The organism is Mesorhizobium australicum (assembly GCF_900177325.1).
Taxonomy (GTDB): domain Bacteria; phylum Pseudomonadota; class Alphaproteobacteria; order Rhizobiales; family Rhizobiaceae; genus Mesorhizobium_A; species Mesorhizobium_A australicum_A.
On record NZ_FXBL01000004.1, the window covers coordinates 5,015,453 to 5,031,352 of the forward strand.

Annotated in this window: 16 protein-coding genes; 11 read left to right on the plus strand and 5 right to left on the minus strand. The window is 65.5% G+C overall.

Features of this window, described 5'->3' with window-relative positions; all coding sequences use genetic code 11:
* The first annotated feature begins 49 nt into the window (after window positions 1–49).
* The 10 genes from B9Z03_RS27130 to B9Z03_RS27175 all read left to right on the plus strand — a co-directional run bounded on the left by B9Z03_RS27130 (window position 50) and on the right by B9Z03_RS27175 (window position 10,209).
* Window positions 50–982 (plus strand): carbohydrate ABC transporter permease, encoded by a 933-nt coding sequence (locus tag B9Z03_RS27130; RefSeq protein WP_085467087.1) that lies wholly within the window; start codon window positions 50–52, stop codon window positions 980–982.
* Window positions 972–1,853 (plus strand): carbohydrate ABC transporter permease, encoded by an 882-nt coding sequence (locus B9Z03_RS27135; RefSeq protein ID WP_085467088.1) that lies wholly within the window; start codon window positions 972–974, stop codon window positions 1,851–1,853. Before B9Z03_RS27130 ends, B9Z03_RS27135 begins: the two co-directional genes overlap by 11 nt.
* Window positions 1,853–2,590, plus strand: a complete 738-nt coding sequence (locus B9Z03_RS27140) for a tyrosine-protein phosphatase (RefSeq protein ID WP_085467089.1) — start codon at window positions 1,853–1,855, stop codon at window positions 2,588–2,590. The genes B9Z03_RS27135 and B9Z03_RS27140 overlap by 1 nt, the downstream gene beginning before the upstream one ends.
* On the plus strand, window positions 2,590–3,705 hold the full coding sequence (locus B9Z03_RS27145) for an ABC transporter ATP-binding protein (protein ID WP_085467090.1): 1,116 nt from the start codon (window positions 2,590–2,592) through the stop codon (window positions 3,703–3,705). Before B9Z03_RS27140 ends, B9Z03_RS27145 begins: the two co-directional genes overlap by 1 nt.
* Window positions 3,706–3,936: 231 nt before the next feature.
* Window positions 3,937–4,854 carry a MurR/RpiR family transcriptional regulator gene (locus tag B9Z03_RS27150; RefSeq protein WP_085467091.1) on the plus strand — a complete coding sequence of 306 codons (918 nt, stop codon included), beginning with the start codon at window positions 3,937–3,939 and terminating at the stop codon, window positions 4,852–4,854.
* A gap of 16 nt (window positions 4,855–4,870) precedes the next feature.
* Complete coding sequence (locus B9Z03_RS27155) at window positions 4,871–5,524, plus strand: cysteine hydrolase family protein (protein WP_085467092.1); 654 nt, start codon at window positions 4,871–4,873, stop codon at window positions 5,522–5,524.
* The gene (locus B9Z03_RS27160) at window positions 5,521–6,852 is read left to right on the plus strand and encodes a type I glutamate--ammonia ligase (protein ID WP_085467093.1); all 1,332 of its coding nucleotides are present in this window, start codon (window positions 5,521–5,523) and stop codon (window positions 6,850–6,852) included. Before B9Z03_RS27155 ends, B9Z03_RS27160 begins: the two co-directional genes overlap by 4 nt.
* A complete protein-coding gene (locus B9Z03_RS27165) occupies window positions 6,849–7,634 on the plus strand; it encodes an N-formylglutamate amidohydrolase (RefSeq protein ID WP_085467094.1) in 786 nt (261 codons plus the stop codon). Before B9Z03_RS27160 ends, B9Z03_RS27165 begins: the two co-directional genes overlap by 4 nt.
* Before the next feature lie 9 nt (window positions 7,635–7,643).
* A complete protein-coding gene (locus B9Z03_RS27170; protein ID WP_085467095.1) occupies window positions 7,644–8,963 on the plus strand; it encodes a M20 family metallopeptidase in 1,320 nt (439 codons plus the stop codon).
* 31 nt (window positions 8,964–8,994) lie between these two features.
* Entirely contained in the window at window positions 8,995–10,209 is a 1,215-nt protein-coding gene (locus tag B9Z03_RS27175; RefSeq protein WP_085467096.1) for an amidohydrolase, read from the plus strand.
* Between the two features lie 30 nt (window positions 10,210–10,239).
* Here B9Z03_RS27175 and B9Z03_RS27180 read toward each other — a convergent pair whose 3' ends face one another.
* From B9Z03_RS27180 to B9Z03_RS27200, 5 genes are read right to left on the minus strand one after another with little or no spacing between them, the layout of a single operon-like run.
* Window positions 10,240–11,286 carry a branched-chain amino acid ABC transporter permease gene (locus B9Z03_RS27180; protein ID WP_085467097.1) on the minus strand — a complete coding sequence of 349 codons (1,047 nt, stop codon included), beginning with the start codon at window positions 11,284–11,286 and terminating at the stop codon, window positions 10,240–10,242.
* The gene (locus B9Z03_RS27185) at window positions 11,283–12,161 is read right to left on the minus strand and encodes a branched-chain amino acid ABC transporter permease (protein ID WP_085467098.1); all 879 of its coding nucleotides are present in this window, start codon (window positions 12,159–12,161) and stop codon (window positions 11,283–11,285) included. Before B9Z03_RS27185 ends, B9Z03_RS27180 begins: the two co-directional genes overlap by 4 nt.
* A gap of 3 nt (window positions 12,162–12,164) precedes the next feature.
* Entirely contained in the window at window positions 12,165–12,881 is a 717-nt protein-coding gene (locus B9Z03_RS27190) for an ABC transporter ATP-binding protein (RefSeq protein WP_085467099.1), read from the minus strand.
* Window positions 12,878–13,606 (minus strand): ABC transporter ATP-binding protein, encoded by a 729-nt coding sequence (locus B9Z03_RS27195; protein ID WP_085467100.1) that lies wholly within the window; start codon window positions 13,604–13,606, stop codon window positions 12,878–12,880. Before B9Z03_RS27195 ends, B9Z03_RS27190 begins: the two co-directional genes overlap by 4 nt.
* A gap of 4 nt (window positions 13,607–13,610) precedes the next feature.
* Entirely contained in the window at window positions 13,611–14,849 is a 1,239-nt protein-coding gene (locus B9Z03_RS27200) for an ABC transporter substrate-binding protein (RefSeq protein ID WP_244561857.1), read from the minus strand.
* Between the two features lie 196 nt (window positions 14,850–15,045).
* Here B9Z03_RS27200 and B9Z03_RS27205 point away from each other — a divergent pair, with 196 nt between their 5' ends.
* Complete coding sequence (locus tag B9Z03_RS27205; RefSeq protein ID WP_244561858.1) at window positions 15,046–15,873, plus strand: alpha/beta fold hydrolase; 828 nt, start codon at window positions 15,046–15,048, stop codon at window positions 15,871–15,873.
* Window positions 15,874–15,900 lie beyond the last annotated feature (27 nt).

A 15,900-nucleotide genomic window follows, 5' to 3' on the forward strand; every position in this document is an offset into this window, starting at 1 on the left:
GCCGGCTCTCAAACGCCGGCCGCCTCCTTACTATTCCCGGGATAAGGCCATGACCGCCATTCCTCTCGACAGACCGGCGAAGATTGCCGCGAAGCGCACCGCGAGCCCATGGCGGATCGCCCCCTGGCTCTATCTCGCGCCTTCCGCCGCGACGCTGGTCCTGTGGATCTACTGGCCGCTGCTCGACGCGCTGAGGCTCAGCTTCTACGAATGGAACATGCTGCCGACTTCGCCAATGACCTTCGTCGGCTGGCAGAACTACGTGAACATCTTCGCGCTGCCGAAGTTCTGGCAGGCGCTGCGCAACACGGTGATCTACGTGATCGGCCTGCTGCCGCTCGCGGTGCTGATCCCGCTCGCGATCGCCATTTACACCCACGACCTGCCGGCGCGCTCGCGCAACATCTACCGTGCGATCATCTTCGTGCCGATGATCATCGCTCCCGTCGTGGCCGCCGCCGTGTGGCGCTGGCTGCTCGATCCGGGCCACGGCATGATCAACGAGACGATCGGCCTGTTCGGCTTCCGTCCGGTCCGTTTCCTCCAGGACCCGAAGATTGCCATCTGGACGATCATCGTGCTCACCGGCTGGAAGCTCATCGGCTTCTCGACGCTCATCCTTTCGGCGGCGAACGCCAACATCAACCCGTCGCTGGTCGAGGCGGCGCGGATGGACGGTGCCTCGCGCTGGGAGATCATCCGCGACATCCGCCTGCCGCTGCTGCGCTCGACCATCCTGTTCCTGTCGCTGATGACGATCCTGCTCGGCGCGCAGTGGAGCTTTTCCTACATCCACGTGCTCACCGGCGGCGGGCCGCTCGGCGCCACGACCAACATCTTCTACATCCTGTGGGACTTCGGCTTCTCCACCCTCTCGGTCGGCTGGAGTTCGGCGGCGGCGATCATCCTCTTCCTCGGCTTCGGCGCGCTGGCCTTCGTCCTCTTCCGCCTGATGGACAGGTATTCGTTCCATGACAACTGACGTCACCCTCTCCCCGACGCTGTCCGGCGTCGCCCGCAACAGATCCCGGCGTCGTTCGCAGTCGACGCACCTGAACACGGCGGTCGGACACGCAGTCATGGTCCTGCTGTCGATCTTCTGCCTGTTCCCGGTCTACTGGATGATCATCTCGTCGTTCCGGCCGGCCAACGCGATCTTCGAGACGACGCTCTGGCCGACATCCGCATCGCTCGAAAACTACACTTATGCGCTGAACGCGATCCCGATCGGGGCGATGCTGGTCAACACGCTGGTGGTCTCCGCTGTCGTGACCATCGCGCAGCTCTTCACCGGCCTGCTCGCAGCCTATGCCTTCGCCCGCTGGCGCTTTCCCTTCGACAAGCTGATCTACACGATGATCGCGCTCACCTGGCTGGTTCCCTTCCAGGTGGTGATGATCCCGAACTACCTGCTGGTGGCCAATCTCGGCCTGCTCGACAGCCTGGCCGCGCTGATCCTGCCGCACTTCGCCGGCGCTCTCGCCGTCCTGCTGCTGGCGCAGGCGATGCGCTCCTTCCCCGCCGAGGTGATCGAGGCGGCGCGCATGGATGGCGCCAAGAGCTGGCGCGTGCTGTGGGAAGTCATCACGCCCAACCTGCGCGGCACCATCGCCTCGCTGGCGATCCTCATCTTCATCTCGACCTGGAACGAATATTTCTGGCCGCTGCTCTTGTCCCGCACGCCGGAGAACAGCGTCATCCAGATCGGCATCCAGATGTTCATGACCTCGGAGGGCACAGCCTGGGGGCCGCTGATGGCGGCGTCAACGCTGGCGAGCCTGCCAATCCTGGCGATCTACATCGTCCTCCAGCAGCAGGTCATCCAGTCCTTCATGAAATCGGGAATACGCTGATGCACGCGCCGATCGAACGCCATCTCGCCATTGCGGGAACATTCAACGTCCGCGACCTGGGCGGCTATCCCGTGCCGGGCGGCGCGACGCACTGGCGCCGCATCCTGCGCGCGGACGGCCTCCACCGTCTCGACGGCAACAGCATCGCAGAACTGAAAGGCCTCGGCGTGGCGACCGTCATCGACCTGCGGCGCGACGAGGAACTCGAAACCCACCCCAATCCGCTGCGCCTGGAGCCGGGCATCGACTACCGGCAGATCTCGCTGTTCGAGGAGCTCGCGCCTTCGGCCATGACCGCCGCCGACGTGCTGTACGACCTCTACCTGCAGGCGCTCTCCAGCCGCCGCGACCGGATCGTCGAGGTCCTGTCGGCGATCGCGGATGCGCCGGAGGGGATCGTCCTGTTCCATTGCACCGCCGGCAAGGACCGGACCGGCCTCATCGCCGCCCTGCTTCTCGGCCTGGCAGGCGTCGAGCACGATGTCATCGTGGCCGACTACGCCCTGACGAAGGAACGTCTCGCGCCCGCGATCGAGGGCTTCGTCGCCGATGCGGTCGCGCGCGGCGTCGATGTCGAGGCCTTGCGGCCGCTGCTTGCCTGCGAGCCGGAAACCATGGCGGCGACGCTCGCCCACCTCGCCGACCGCTACGGATCGGTCGAAACCTACCTTCTGGATTCGGGCCTCGATCCGGCCACCATCGGCCGCCTCAGAGCCCGCCTGTCGGAGATCGCGTGATGTCCCATCTGTCCATTCAAGCCCTGAAGAAGCGCTACGACGGCAAGCAAGTGCTGCACGGCGTCGATGTCGAGATCGAGCACGGCCAGTTCGTGGTCATCGTCGGCCCGTCCGGCTGCGGCAAGTCGACCCTGCTGCGCATGATCGCCGGGCTGGAGAGCATCACCGAAGGCGTCATCTCGATCGACGGCGAGGAGATCAACGATCTCGACCCGGCCGATCGTGGCTGCGCGATGGTGTTCCAGAACTACGCGCTCTATCCGCACATGACAGTGCGCGAGAACATGGCCTATCCGCTCAAGATCGCCCGGATGGCGAAGGAGGAGCGGGAGAAGCGCGTCGCCGAGGCGGCCGCGATGCTGGACCTGACCGCCCTGCTCGACCGCCGCCCCGCCCAGCTGTCGGGCGGTCAGCGTCAGCGCGTCGCGATGGGGCGTGCCCTGGTGCGCGAGCCGCGCGTCTTTCTCTTCGACGAGCCGCTGTCCAATCTGGATGCCAAGCTGCGCGTGACGATGCGCATCGAGATCAAGCGCCTGCACCGGCGCCTGAAGGCGACGTCGATCTTCGTCACGCACGACCAGACCGAGGCTATGACGCTCGCCGACACGATGATCGTGATGAACGGCGGCAATGTCGAGCAGGTCGGCACGCCGCTGTCGATCTACCGCGAGCCGGCGTCGACCTTCGTCGCGAGCTTCCTCGGGGCGCCGGCAATGAACCTGATGCCTGCGCGGGCGAACGAGAAGGCTCTCGTGCTGCAGCATCTGCCGCAATTCGCCATCGCGCTCGACCGCCACCCGGTGGCCGATGGCGACGCGGTGACGTTCGGCATCAGGCCGGAGGACATCGTCGTGTCCCCGCCCGGGCCGACGGGCCACCCGGCGCGGATCGACCTGATCGAGGAACTCGGCGGCAGCCGGATCGCCTACTGCTCGCTCGGCAATCAGGAAGTCGCCGTCATGCTGCCAAAGGGCGGCGACCATCGCGAGGGCGAGACGGTTCACCTGAGTTTCCCGGCGCGCTCGGTGCATCTGTTCGATATCAAGACCGGCCTGCGCCTCGCCCAGGGCGCAACGGAGCCGGGCCGCGCACGCATGTCCCTTGTGACGGCCTGATCCGAGGGCTCGCCCTCTTCGAGGGGGGGCGACCGATCCACATTTTTCGACAGAACCACGGCGAGAATCGAACGGATTCTCGCCGTGGCTTCGTTTGGGGAGTGGTGGATTCAAGGGTTTATCCACGCAGTCATCCCACCTTTCCGCGCGGATTGTAGAACTTTCTCCAAAATTGACAAACGCCAGCCATTTTGTAAGCTCTTCGTCATCGGGAGAGGAGCTTGAAGAGCGGTGTCGATACGGGAAGAGCTGGCGCACACGCAGTTGGCCCTCACTGCGGCGGAAAGGAAGATCGTTCAGGTGCTCCTGGCGGACTATCCGAAGTCTGGACTTGGCACGGCGACCCGCCTCGCGCGGCTGGCCGGCGTGAGCGATCCGACCGTCATGCGCCTGATGATCAAGCTCGGCTACGGCAAGTTTTCCGACTTCCAGACGAAGCTTCTGGAAGAGGTGGAATCCCGGCTGCACTCGCCCCTCCTGATGATGGAGGCGAAGCGGCCTGCCAATGCCAGCGAGGGCACCGCGCTCGGCTACTACAACTCGGTCATCCAGAGCCTGGAACGCACGCGCACGCAGACGTCGTCCCAGGCCTATACCCGCGCCGTGTCGATGCTGCTCGAGACCAAGGGCAAGGTGCTGCTGCTCGGTGGCCGCTTCAGTCGTAACGTCGCCTCGATCCTGGCCAGCTACCTGGCGCAACTGCGCGTGGGCGTGCACGACATGGAGAAGCTGTCCGCCTCCGATTTCGACGTCTTGATCGACATGGGCAAGAAGGATCTTCTCGTCGTGTTCGACTACCGCCGCTATCAGGCGGACGTGGTGAGTTTCGCCCGCCAGGCGCATGAGCGCGGGGTCGGCATCCTCCTCTTCACCGACCCCTGGCTTTCGCCGATCGCGGAGATCGCCGACCAGACGATGGTGGCGGCGATCGACTCGGATTCGCCTTTCGACACCTCGGCCTCCTGCGTCGCGCAGATCGAGGCCGTGGTGGCGCATGCGCTCGCCGTGCGCGGCCCCTCTGTGCGCGGCCGCATCGAGGACATCGAGGCGATCCGCGACGCCAACGGCGTCACCCTCGACGCCGGCAACGACCCCGAACGGGGCAAGAATCCCGGCAGCCGCATCCAGTCGGCCGCATCGAAATCATGACCTTGTCGGAGACTATATGACCACCTCGCTTCCGCGCCGCGACCAGCCCTTTGCCAAGGGAGCGACGGCCCTCCTCCTCGTCGACATGCAGCGGATATGGCTGGAGCCGGGGCTCGATCCGGACCATGCCGACTGGGGGCCGGATCACTACTTCTTCCGGCAGACCCGTGAGGTGACCATCCCGAACCAGGTCGCGCTGCTCAAGGCGGCGCGCGAGAATGGCGTCGAGGTGCTGCATACGATCATCCAGAGCCTGACCGAGGACGGCCGCGACCGCTCGCTCGACCACAAGATGACGCCGATCCACATCCCGCCGAGCCTCAAGGAAGGCCTGCCGCCAACGGAGCTCGCGCCCATCGGTGACGAGATCATGCTTCCCAAGACCTCCTCCGGCGTCTTCAACTCCACCAACATCGACTACGTGCTGAAGAACCTCGGCATCCGCAATCTCGTGGTCTGCGGCGTGCTGACGGACCAGTGCGTCGACATGACGGTGCGCGACGGGGCGGACCGGGGCTATCTCGTCACCTGCGTGGCCGATGCCTGCGCAGCCCCCACACCGGAACGCCACAACGGCGCGCTGAAGGCCTTCGGCGGCTATTGCTGGGTGACCGACACGCAGACGGTTGCCGGCCGCTTCGAAGCGCTCGGCCGCGAGGTCGCGGCATGAGCGGCGCCCTGACACCCCTTGCCCATGTCGTGACGACAGACCTGGCGGCCGTGACGCGCGGCCGGCCCGTCACCGAGGAGCGGCTTCGCAAGGCGCAGAGCACCGGCCTCGGCTGGGTGCCCGCCAACCTCTGCCTGACGCCGTTCAACTCGATCGGCGAGAATCCGTGGGGCTCATCCGGGGACCTGCGCCTCGTCCCCGATATCTCGGCGCGCCACACCACCTCCGCGACCGGGGCCGCGACGCCGCTCGATCTCGTGATGGCCGACATCGTCGAACTCGACGGTTCCCCATGGGACGGCTGCCCGCGAACTCAATTGAAGAAGGCGCTCGCGGCGCTGAAACAGGCGACCGGACTGTCGGTGATCGCCACCTTCGAGCAGGAATTCCTGCTTCTGCCCACAGCCTCGGACCCGGCGCGGATCGCCGACCATGCCTTTTCGGTCGCAGCGTTCCGGGGCGCCGGCGACTTCGGGCCGATGCTCGCCACCTGCCTGGAGGAGGCCGGGGTCGAGCCCGAGATGATCCTGCCGGAATACGGCAACGACCAGTTCGAGATCACGCATGCGCCGGCCGACGCGCTCGCAGCCGCGGACCGCGCGGTCGTCATCCGCGAGGTGACGCGGGAGGTCGCGCGCACGCTCGGCCGCCGCGCCTGCTTCGCGCCGAAGCCGGTCCTCGACGCAGTCGGCAACGGCGTGCACATCCATTTCAGCCTCGTCGATGCGGACGGGCGGCCAGCGACTTACGCGGCCGACGGTCCGGGCAAGCTGTCTCCCGCGGCGGCCTCCTTCTGCGCAGGCATCCTCAGGCATCTTCCGGCGCTCGTCGCGCTCACCGCGTCGAGCCCGCCGTCCTACTACCGGCTGGCGCCGCACAACTGGAGTTCATCCTATACCTGGCTCGGCGAGCGCGACCGCGAGGCGACGCTGCGCATCTGCCCGTTCGTGACGATGGGGGGCGGGGACCCGGCGCGGCAGTTCAACATCGAATACCGCGCCGCCGACGCGACGGCCAATCCCTACCTTGCGCTGGCCGGCATCGTCCGCGCAGGGCTTGCCGGTATCGAGGCGAAGCTGCCCGCGCCGCCGATCGTGACGGGCGACCCGACGCTGATGACGCAGGACGAACTCGATGCGAAGGGTCTGCGCCGCCTTCCCGAAACCCTGGAGGCCGCGCTCGATGCGCTGGCCGCGGACAGCATCGCCCGCAGCTGGTTTCCGGAACGGCTCATCGACAGCTTCTTCGCGGTCAAGCGCACCGAACTCGCCGCAATGGATGGCAAGGAGAAAACCGAGATCTGCGCAGCCTACGGGGAACGCTATTGAGCACTGCAGCAAGCAGGGCAGCGCTTCCCGACTGGCCGGAGCCTGTCGAGATCCTGAACCCTGCCTCCACGTCGCCGCTGGTGCTGATCTGCGACCATGCATCGAACCATTTGCCGGCGAGCTATCGCGGCCTGGGACTGGATGCCGCCGACCTGAAGCGGCACATCGCCTACGACATCGGCGCCGCCGAGGTCACCTGCGCGCTTGCCGCGCAGCTCGGCGCACCGGCCTTCCTCGGCACCTATTCGCGATTGCTGGTGGATCTCAACCGGCCGTTCGGCTCTGCGACCAGCATGCCGGTGCTCTCCGAGGCAACGCGGATTCCTGGCAACGAGGCGCCAAGCGAGGCCGAGAAGTCGCTCAGGCGCAGCCGCGTCTTCGATCCTTTCCACGCCGCGATCGCGGATTTCCTCGACCGGCGGCGGACGCCGAGCTTCATCGTCGCGATCCATTCCTTCACGCCGGTGTTCCTCGGGGTCGAACGCCCCTGGCATGTCGGCGTCCTGCACGAGAACAGGCCGGACCTCGCCGAGGCGTTCCTGGCGCCGTTGCGAACCGAGCCCGGCCTGACCGTCGGCGAGAATGTGCCTTACGTGATCGAACGCGACAGCGACTACGCCATCCCGATCCATGGCACCGATCGCGGCAATCCGGCGCTGCTGATCGAGATCCGCAACGACCTGATCGCCACGCCGCGGGGCGTCGCCGAGTGGACCGGCCGCGTCGCGCCGATCCTCGACCATCTCGCCACCACCTACGCCGCCCCCATTGAACGCAACTGAGAGGATGCCATGTCGGACACGGAAGCCACGATCAAAGCCGTCCAGGACTTCATCGAGAAGGACCGGGATTTCGTCATAAACCTGACGCGCGACATCGTCCGCATCCCGTCGGTCAATCCGAAGTTCGAGACCGGCGAGGGCCTCAACCGTGAGGGTGACGTCCAGGCCCTGCTGGAAAAGGCCATCAAGGAAGAAGGCTTTGCCACCGAACAGTTCGACGCGCTGCCCGGTCGCCCGAACCTGATCGGCGAGAAGCCCGGCTCCGAGGAGAAGAGCCTGATCCTGTGCGGCCACATCGACGTGGTGCCGACCGGCGCGCTGAAGGACTGGACGGTCGATCCGTTCGGCGGCGAGATCCGCGACGGCAAGCTGTACGGACGCGGCGCGATCGACATGAAGGGCGGCGTGGCGGCCTGCGTCGCGGCCATGCGCGCGCTCAACCGGACGGACGTGAAGCTCGACGGACGGCTCGCCTTCCACTCGGTGGTCGACGAGGAAGCGGGCGGCGGCGGTGCCATCGACAACGTCAGGCGCGGCAAACTGGCCAAGGCGATCCTCGTCGCCGAGCCGAGCTGGGGCGACGTGCATCCGGCCGAGGGCGGGCTCGAATGGGCGCGCGTGACCATCCGCGGCCGCAACGGCCATTCCGCCTTCCGCTTCAACGAGATCTATCCGCAGCAGCACACGCCCGACCGGATCGCGCCCGCCGTCAACGCCATCGACATCGCGGCCCGCTTCATCCAGGCCGTGCATCTGTTCGAGCAGAACCGCGTGCGCGCCAGGGCGCATCCGCTGCTGCCGGCCGGCATGAATACGATCAATATCGGCGTCATGTGGGGCGGCACGGCGCTGGGCGACAATGGCCTGCCGACGGTGATGACCAATCCGGCGATCATCCCGGACGCAGTGGTGCTCGACCTCGACATGAAGTTCCTGCCGGACGAGACCTCGAAGCAGTACCGCAAGGACTTCGAGGACTTCGTCGCGCATTTCTGCGCCATGGACGACAGGCTGAAGGCCAATCCGATCAAGATCGACTGGGAATTGGGCGGCCTCTATTTCGCACCGATGAATACCTCGCCCGACCATCCGCTGGTCGCCTCGCTGATGAAACGGCAGGCGGCGATCGGCAAGTCGCCGACGATGAAGGGCTTCATCGCCGTCTGCGACGCGGCGCACTACGCCGGCGCGGGCGTCGACGGCGTGATCTTTGGACCCGGTGGCGACGGCTTCCACGGCGTGAACGAATATGTCGATGTCGAGTCGCTGGTGAGCAGCGCCAAGGTGATCGCAGCCGCGGTCGTCGACTGGTGCGGCATCAAGGCCTGACCGGAACGACGGCCAATCGAAGGAGGCACTCATGACGCGCACAATCCCGCTGGACAACAGCCTGATCGACGAGGCGACGGAGTGGCGGCGCTATCTCCACGCTCATCCCGAAACCGCCTTCGACGAGCACCGCACCGCCGATTTCGTCGCCGCCAAGCTGGAGGAGTTCGGCATCGAGGTTCATCGCGGCCTCGGCGGCACGGGCGTGGTGGGCACGCTGAAGCGGGGCACGAGCCCGGCCGCCGTCGGCCTGCGCGCCGACATGGACGCTCTCTTCATCCATGAGGACAACGACGTCGATTACCGCTCGACGGTGGACGGCAAGATGCATGCCTGCGGCCATGACGGGCATATGGCGATGCTGCTCGGAGCGGCCAGGCACCTTGCCCGAAACGGCGACTTCGACGGCACGGTGCGCTTCATCTTCCAGCCGGCGGAGGAGACGGGGGACGAGCGTTGCGGCGGCAACGAAATGGTCAAGGACGGACTGTTCGAGAAATTCCCCGTCCAGGCGGTGTTCGGCATGCACAATTTTCCCGGCGCGCCACTCGGCAGCTTCATGTTGCGTCCCGGGCCGATGCTGGCGTCCATCGACACGTTCGAGTTCCACATCGGAAGCGAACTGTCCCATCCGCATTCGCAGTTCTATGTCGCGGACCCGCTGCTCATTGCCGCCAGCCTCGTCCAGGACATGCACGCCTTCAAGGCCCGCTACGTCAATCCGGCGGAGCCGGTGGTGCTGTCGATCACCCAGTTCCAGAGCGGCAATCCGGCCGATCGGCAGAGCGTGCACGTGACGCCGGACAAGGCTGTGGTGCGCGGTACGCTCTACACGCTGAACGACGCCATTCGCGGACAGTTCGAGGCCGGACTGGAGAAGCTGGTGCGCAACGCCGCCGAGGCCAGCGGTGCGACCTACAAGTTCATCTTCGAGCGGGGCTATCCGGTGCTGCGTAACGCGCCACAAGAGACCGAATTTGCCACGTCAGTGGCGGAGGAAGTCGCAGGCGCGGACAAGGTGAGCGCGGCGATGCAGCCGGTCATGGGCGCCGAGGATTTCGCCTTCATGCTCGGCAAGGTGCCGGGCTGCTACGTGTTCCTCGGCTCGGCGCGCGAAGGCGAGGCGACGCCGCGCCAGCTTCACAATCCGGCCTATGACTTCAACGATGAGGCCCTGCCGGTGGGCATCCGCTACTGGGCGACGCTGGCGGAACGCTACCTGAGCCAGGCATCCGGCCGGCAATAACGCAGAGGAGGCGTCCGGCTTCGCCGGACCCTACTTCCTGCCTGCGCCGCGGCGGTTGAACAGGAGGTCGCCGGCGCTCTTCAGCATGCCCATGATACCGCCGGGATAGGCAAGCATCACGACGAGGATGAGGACGGCGGTGATCATCGGCCGCCAGGCGCCGAAATCCGCCATCGCCTCGGAGAAGACCGTCAGCACGAAGGAGGCAATGATCGCGCCGTAGATCGTGCCGGTGCCGCCGAGCAGCACCATCGACAGGATGATCGTGGCGAGGCTCATGCCGAAGACCTCGACCGACGCATTGCGCTGGTAGGCGGCATAGAAGGCCCCCGCGATGCCGGTGAAGAAGGCGCTGGCCGCCAGCGTGATCAGCCGCTGCCGGACCAGCGAGATACCGCGGCTGACGGCATATTCCTCATTGTCGCGCAACGCGACGATGCTGATGCCCATGCGCGAGCGTACGAAGATGCGCAGGAAAATGGTGCTGAGCGCCAGCAGCCCGAGAGCGATGTAAAAATAGGCGAACTTCGCATCCCGGACCATGTTGTGGTCGAACCAGTAGAGGGTCGGGATGCGCACGAGACCCTGCGTGCCGCCGGTGTAGTCGGACTGGCTGATGATGATCTGCATCACCAGCTGCGCGAAGCCGAAGGTCACCAGGATGATGTAGATGCCCTTCAGCCGCAGGATCGGGATCGTCACGAGCACCGCCGCGAGCACAGCCACGATGCCGCTGGCGGCCATCGCGATCCATGGATCCATTTCGGCGAGTTTGGTCAGCAGGCTGTAGGCGTAGACGCCGATGCCGAACAGCGCGATGTGGCCGAAGTTGAAGACGCCGCCATAGCCCAGGCTGAGATCCCAGTTGGAGGCGACGACGGCGTAGATGAACACCATGATGAGCACATGGCGGCTGTAGCTGTCGGTGAACACGAAGGGCGCAAGCGCCAGGAGCACGAGGCCGATCGCGAGCGCGATCGCCTCGCGCTGCCAGGACACGCGGCCCGGCGCCTTCGGCACGATCGTGGAAGATGCGGAAGGTTGGGTCATCGTCTCGGCGGAACTGGCGGTGGTCATGCGAGCCCCCTGCCGCTGCTGGTCGAGAACAATCCCTCAGGCCGGATCATAAGCGTCAGGATGAGCGCGGCGAAGAGCAGAGCCGGTGTCCAGTACAAACCGAAATAGTAGCTGCAGATGGCCTCGAAGAAGCCGATCACATAGGCCGCGAAAATGGGGCCCGAGATGCTCGATATGCCGCCGAAGACGACGACGATCAGCGCCTTGAGCAGCGGATCTGCGCCCATGACCGGCGTCATGAAGCGGTAGCCGCCGAGGAAGATGCCGGCGAGCGCCGCGAGTGCCGCAGCGATGCCGAAGGCGAGCGCGTAGAGCGCCGTCACGTTGAGGCCGACGAGCCGGCTCGCATCCTCGTTCTGCGCGACCGCGCGCAGCGCGAGGCCCAGGCGCGTGCGGCTGAGGAACAGCCACAGCGCACCCAGGATGATCGGCGTGATGACGATGATCGCGATCTGGTGCATCGACACACCGATGCCGCCGATCATGGCATTGCCCTCGAGCAGCGGCGGGACCTGCTTCGAGCGCGGTCCCCAGGTGACGAGCACGCCGTTCTCGATCAGCGAGCCTGCGGCGAGCGTGGTGATGACGACGACCAGAACCAGATTGGCGCGGCCGATCAGCGGCCTGACCACTGTCGCCTGCAGCAGCCAGCCGACGCCGGCCATCAGCACCACCGCCAGCGGGAAGGCCGCGAAGGGCGGCAGCCCAAGAGCTACAAGCTGCCAGGCGACATAGGCGCCGAGCATCATCAGCACGCCATGGCTGAAGTTGAACACGCCGATCGTGGTCCAGACCAGCGCGAGGCCGACCGCCATCATGGCGTAGAGCGAGCCCTGGAACAGGCCGCCGAACAGGATATCCGCCACGGTGTTCATGGTTCAGTGCCCGAAATACATGGCCATGATGTCGGAGTGGGCCAGGCTTTCGCCCGGCTTGATCTCCGTTTCCACCTGGCCGTGATTGATGAAATAGAGGTGGTTCGTAAGTTCGAGCAGGAACTCGACATCCTGCTCGACCACGATCAGCGGCACGCCGCTCTTCGAAATGTCGAAGACCGCCTTGCAGAGCTCGTCCTTGATCTTCGGCGCGAGGCCGAGCGTCGGCTCGTCGAGGATCAAAAGCTTCGGATGACTCATCAGCGCAGTGCCGATGGACACCATCTGCCGTTCGCCGCCGGACAAGGTGCGCACACGCTGCCGCCAGCGCGCGCGCAGCTTCGGAAAGAGTGCCAGCACCTTTTCCCGGTTCGCCTCCTCAGCGGCGCGGGCGCGCGGCGTGTAGGCGCCGAGTGCCAGGCAGTCGGCAATGGTCAGGTCCGGGAAAAGCGTGTTGCCCTGCGGAACGTGGATCAGCCCCCTGTCGACGATGGCCCTCGGGCTCATACCGGTGATGTTCTCGCCTTCGAACTCGACCGCCCCGGCGCGCGGCTTGAGCAGCCCCGATATGGCGCGCAGCAGCGTGGTCTTGCCGTGGCCGTTGGGGCCGAACAGGCCGACATTGCCATTCGCGCCCGCGGCCACGGAAATCCCGTCGAGCACCGTCACCCGGCCATAGCCGGCGGAGAGGCGGGCGACGTTGAGCATGGGAGCGCTCATGCGACCTTCCTGCTTCCGAGATAGGCTTCCACGACGCGCTGGTCCGCCACCACCGTGCGCGGGTCGCCGAGGGCCAGAACGGAGCCTTCGTTGAGCACGAGCAGGTGCTGCGACAGGCTCATCAGCAGCGTCAGAACATGTTCGATGAGCAATATGGTGATGCCGCGCGCGGCCGTGCGGCGGATGAGCTCGATCGAACTGTCGATCTCGGGCTTGGTGAGGCTGGACGCCGGCTCGTCGAGCAGCAGCATCTTCGGCTTCATGGCGATCGCCGTCGCCAGCATCAGGCACTTGCGCTGGAACACCGACAGCTCGCCCGCCGGGCGGCCGAAATCCTGCGCCGAAAAGCCGACGAATTCGAGCGCTTCCGCGGCCGAGGCGGCCGCCTCCACCGTCTGCTGGCCGCCGAAGGCCGAGCCCATCAGCGCATTCTCGAACACGGTCAGGCCGTCGAAGGCCGTCTCGCGCTGAAAGGTGCGGGCGAGACCGAGGCGCGCGATCCGGTGACCGCGGAGCTTCTGGATCTCCACGCCGTCGAAACGGATCGTGCCACGGTCAGGCCCGAAGGGAATGCCGGTGATAGTGTTGAACAGCGTGCTCTTGCCGCTGCCGTTGGGGCCGGCGATCCCGAAGATCTCGCCGGCCTCGACCTTGAAGGAGACGTTGTCGACGGCCTTCAGCGAGCCGAAGGCCTTCGAGACGCCGTCCAGTTCCAGCAACGCCATTGCGTCACTTCATCCACGGCTGGATCTGGAACTCTCCGGTCGCATACTGCTCCGGCGAGATCAGCGTCCGCTTGCCGTCCCAGATCTGGAAGAAGGTGATCGGGATGAAGTCGTCGCCCTGCATAGCGAGATGCGTCGCCTGGTCAAACTTCAGCCGGCCGGCGGAGATTTGCTTGTCGGTCTCGCCGAGCGCCTTCATGACGGCGGCATGGTCGGAGGCATCGCCCGCCTTCTTGAGAGCATCGAGGTAGAGATAGACGGTCTCATAGAGCGCGACGCCGTAGGTGCCGCTCTCGGTGCCGTATTTCGCCTTGTATTTCGCAGCCACTTCGTCCGCCCGCGGGTTCTTCGGCGTGGTCAGCGGGCCGCCCAGCAGGTTGTAGATGATGCCGGTCGAATTCGCCTTCGTCAGCTCGACGAACTCAGGCACGCTCGGCGCATACTGCAGGAAGACGAGGCTCTTGGTCGGCTGCTCCATAAACTGGTTGAGGAACGAGGCCGAGTTGCCCGGCAGGTAGTCGGTGTTGATGACCACGTCCGGAACGTCGCCGCGCACCTTTGTCAGGATGGCGCGCCAGTCGGTGACTTCGCCGAACGGCACGAGTTCATCGACCGTGATCGTCCAGCCCTGTTCGGTGAAGGTCTTCTTCATGCCCTCGGAGATGGTCTTCGAATAGGCGTTGTCGGACGAGATGATCGCCACCTTCTTGGTCGGCAGCTGGATCTTTCCGTCCTTGGCGAGCTTCTCGACGAAATAGGTCACGTCGGTGTTGTAGGCGTCGAAGGACGGCGTCAGCGACCAGCAGCAGGTATATTTGGCCGGATCCGGCGCAATGATGTCGCGCGTCTGCTGCGAGGTGGCGGAGAGCACGTAAGGCATTTCCGCCTCAGCCATGTTCTCGATTTCGAAATTGGTCAGGCTGGCGTAGCCGGTGGTCATGAAATGCACGTCGGGATCGCCGAGCAGGCGCTCCACCGCGCTGGTGACGTTGCCGGCCGACTGGTCCTTCACATCGCCGACGACAAGCTCAAAGGTGTTGCCGTTGAAACCTCCGGCGGCATTGATCTCGTCGATGGCGAGCTGCGCGCCGCGCTGGAACTCCTGACCGTCGGCCGCGGCCGGTCCGGTCTGCGGCGCGAGCAGTCCGATCTTGATCGTGTCGGCCCATGCAGCCCCGCCGGCCGTAGCGGCCAATGCTGCGAGCGAAGCCCCCAGGAGAAGGCGGCGGACACGAGAACCCATGGTATTCGACATCATATTACGACCCCTCTGGAACCCTTGTTGGACAGGTTGAATAATTGACAATCTATGCACATGCGGTCCAATCTGAAAAGACATTTTCACACCCCGGCGCGATCTTTTGCCTACTCGCTGGACTCGCCGGCGCGGGTGATGAATTGATGTGCAGGCAGTGAATATCGCGAAAACGGAGGCCCCGGTGGCAACGAAGAAGTCCAAGATCGAGACAAGTCATGGCACGCTCGCGGTACGGGAGACCGACAGTTCCGGCATGCCGTTGCTGATGATCCACGGCAATTCGTCGAGCAGCGAAGTCTTCCGCAACCAGTTCGAGGGACAGATCGGCCGGGATTACCATCTGATCGCGATCGACCTGCCCGGACATGGCGAGTCCGCCGACGCGATCGATCCGGACCGCACCTACAACATGCCCGGCTATGCCGACGCCTTCACCGAGGCGATGCTCAAGCTCGGCTACGACCGCGCGGCGATCTTCGGCTGGTCGCTCGGGGGTCATATCGGTCTCGAAATGATCGGTCTCTACAAGGGAATGCTCGGCCTGATGATCACCGGCACGCCGCCGGTCTCGGCAGCCGACCTCGGCAACGGCTTTCTTCCGAGCCCGCACATGGGTCTGGCCGGCAAGGAGCATTTCACCGCCGAAGACGTCGACGCCTACGCGCACAGCACCTGCGGCGAGCCCTATGACCAGTTGCTCCACGACGCGGTGAAGCGCACCGACGGGCGGGCGCGCGCCATGATGCTCGGCAAGTTCGCGCAGGGCGTCGGCCGCGACCAGGCGCAGATCGTGCTCGGCGACACGCCGCCGATCGCCGTGGTCAACGGCGCGGACGAGCCCTTCGTCAATGTCGCCTTCGTCGACACGATCCCCTTCTCCAATTTGTGGGAGGGCAAGAAATTCGTCATCGAAAAATCCGGCCATGCGCCGTTCTGGGATTCGCCGGACCGTTTCGACCCGATCCTCGACCGCTTCCTGAAGAGCCTGGAGCCGGCCTGGCGCAAATAGGCTGCGACGCCGCGAAGGCGGGCGAGG

What these genes read in the sequence shown, in the direction of transcription:
- B9Z03_RS27130 (WP_085467087.1), top strand. Translation starts at nt 50, where the DNA reads ATGACCGCCATTCCTCTCGACAGACCGGCGAAGATTGCCGCGAAGCGC.
- B9Z03_RS27135 (WP_085467088.1), top strand. Translation starts at nt 972, where the DNA reads ATGACAACTGACGTCACCCTCTCCCCGACGCTGTCCGGCGTCGCCCGC.
- B9Z03_RS27140 (WP_085467089.1), top strand. Translation starts at nt 1,853, where the DNA reads ATGCACGCGCCGATCGAACGCCATCTCGCCATTGCGGGAACATTCAAC.
- B9Z03_RS27145 (WP_085467090.1), top strand. Translation starts at nt 2,590, where the DNA reads ATGTCCCATCTGTCCATTCAAGCCCTGAAGAAGCGCTACGACGGCAAG.
- B9Z03_RS27155 (WP_085467092.1), top strand. Translation starts at nt 4,871, where the DNA reads ATGACCACCTCGCTTCCGCGCCGCGACCAGCCCTTTGCCAAGGGAGCG.
- B9Z03_RS27160 (WP_085467093.1), top strand. Translation starts at nt 5,521, where the DNA reads ATGAGCGGCGCCCTGACACCCCTTGCCCATGTCGTGACGACAGACCTG.
- B9Z03_RS27170 (WP_085467095.1), top strand. Translation starts at nt 7,644, where the DNA reads ATGTCGGACACGGAAGCCACGATCAAAGCCGTCCAGGACTTCATCGAG.
- B9Z03_RS27175 (WP_085467096.1), top strand. Translation starts at nt 8,995, where the DNA reads ATGACGCGCACAATCCCGCTGGACAACAGCCTGATCGACGAGGCGACG.
- B9Z03_RS27180 (WP_085467097.1), bottom strand. Translation starts at nt 11,286, where the DNA reads ATGACCACCGCCAGTTCCGCCGAGACGATGACCCAACCTTCCGCATCT.
- B9Z03_RS27185 (WP_085467098.1), bottom strand. Translation starts at nt 12,161, where the DNA reads ATGAACACCGTGGCGGATATCCTGTTCGGCGGCCTGTTCCAGGGCTCG.
- B9Z03_RS27190 (WP_085467099.1), bottom strand. Translation starts at nt 12,881, where the DNA reads ATGAGCGCTCCCATGCTCAACGTCGCCCGCCTCTCCGCCGGCTATGGC.
- B9Z03_RS27195 (WP_085467100.1), bottom strand. Translation starts at nt 13,606, where the DNA reads ATGGCGTTGCTGGAACTGGACGGCGTCTCGAAGGCCTTCGGCTCGCTG.
- B9Z03_RS27200 (WP_244561857.1), bottom strand. Translation starts at nt 14,849, where the DNA reads ATGGGTTCTCGTGTCCGCCGCCTTCTCCTGGGGGCTTCGCTCGCAGCA.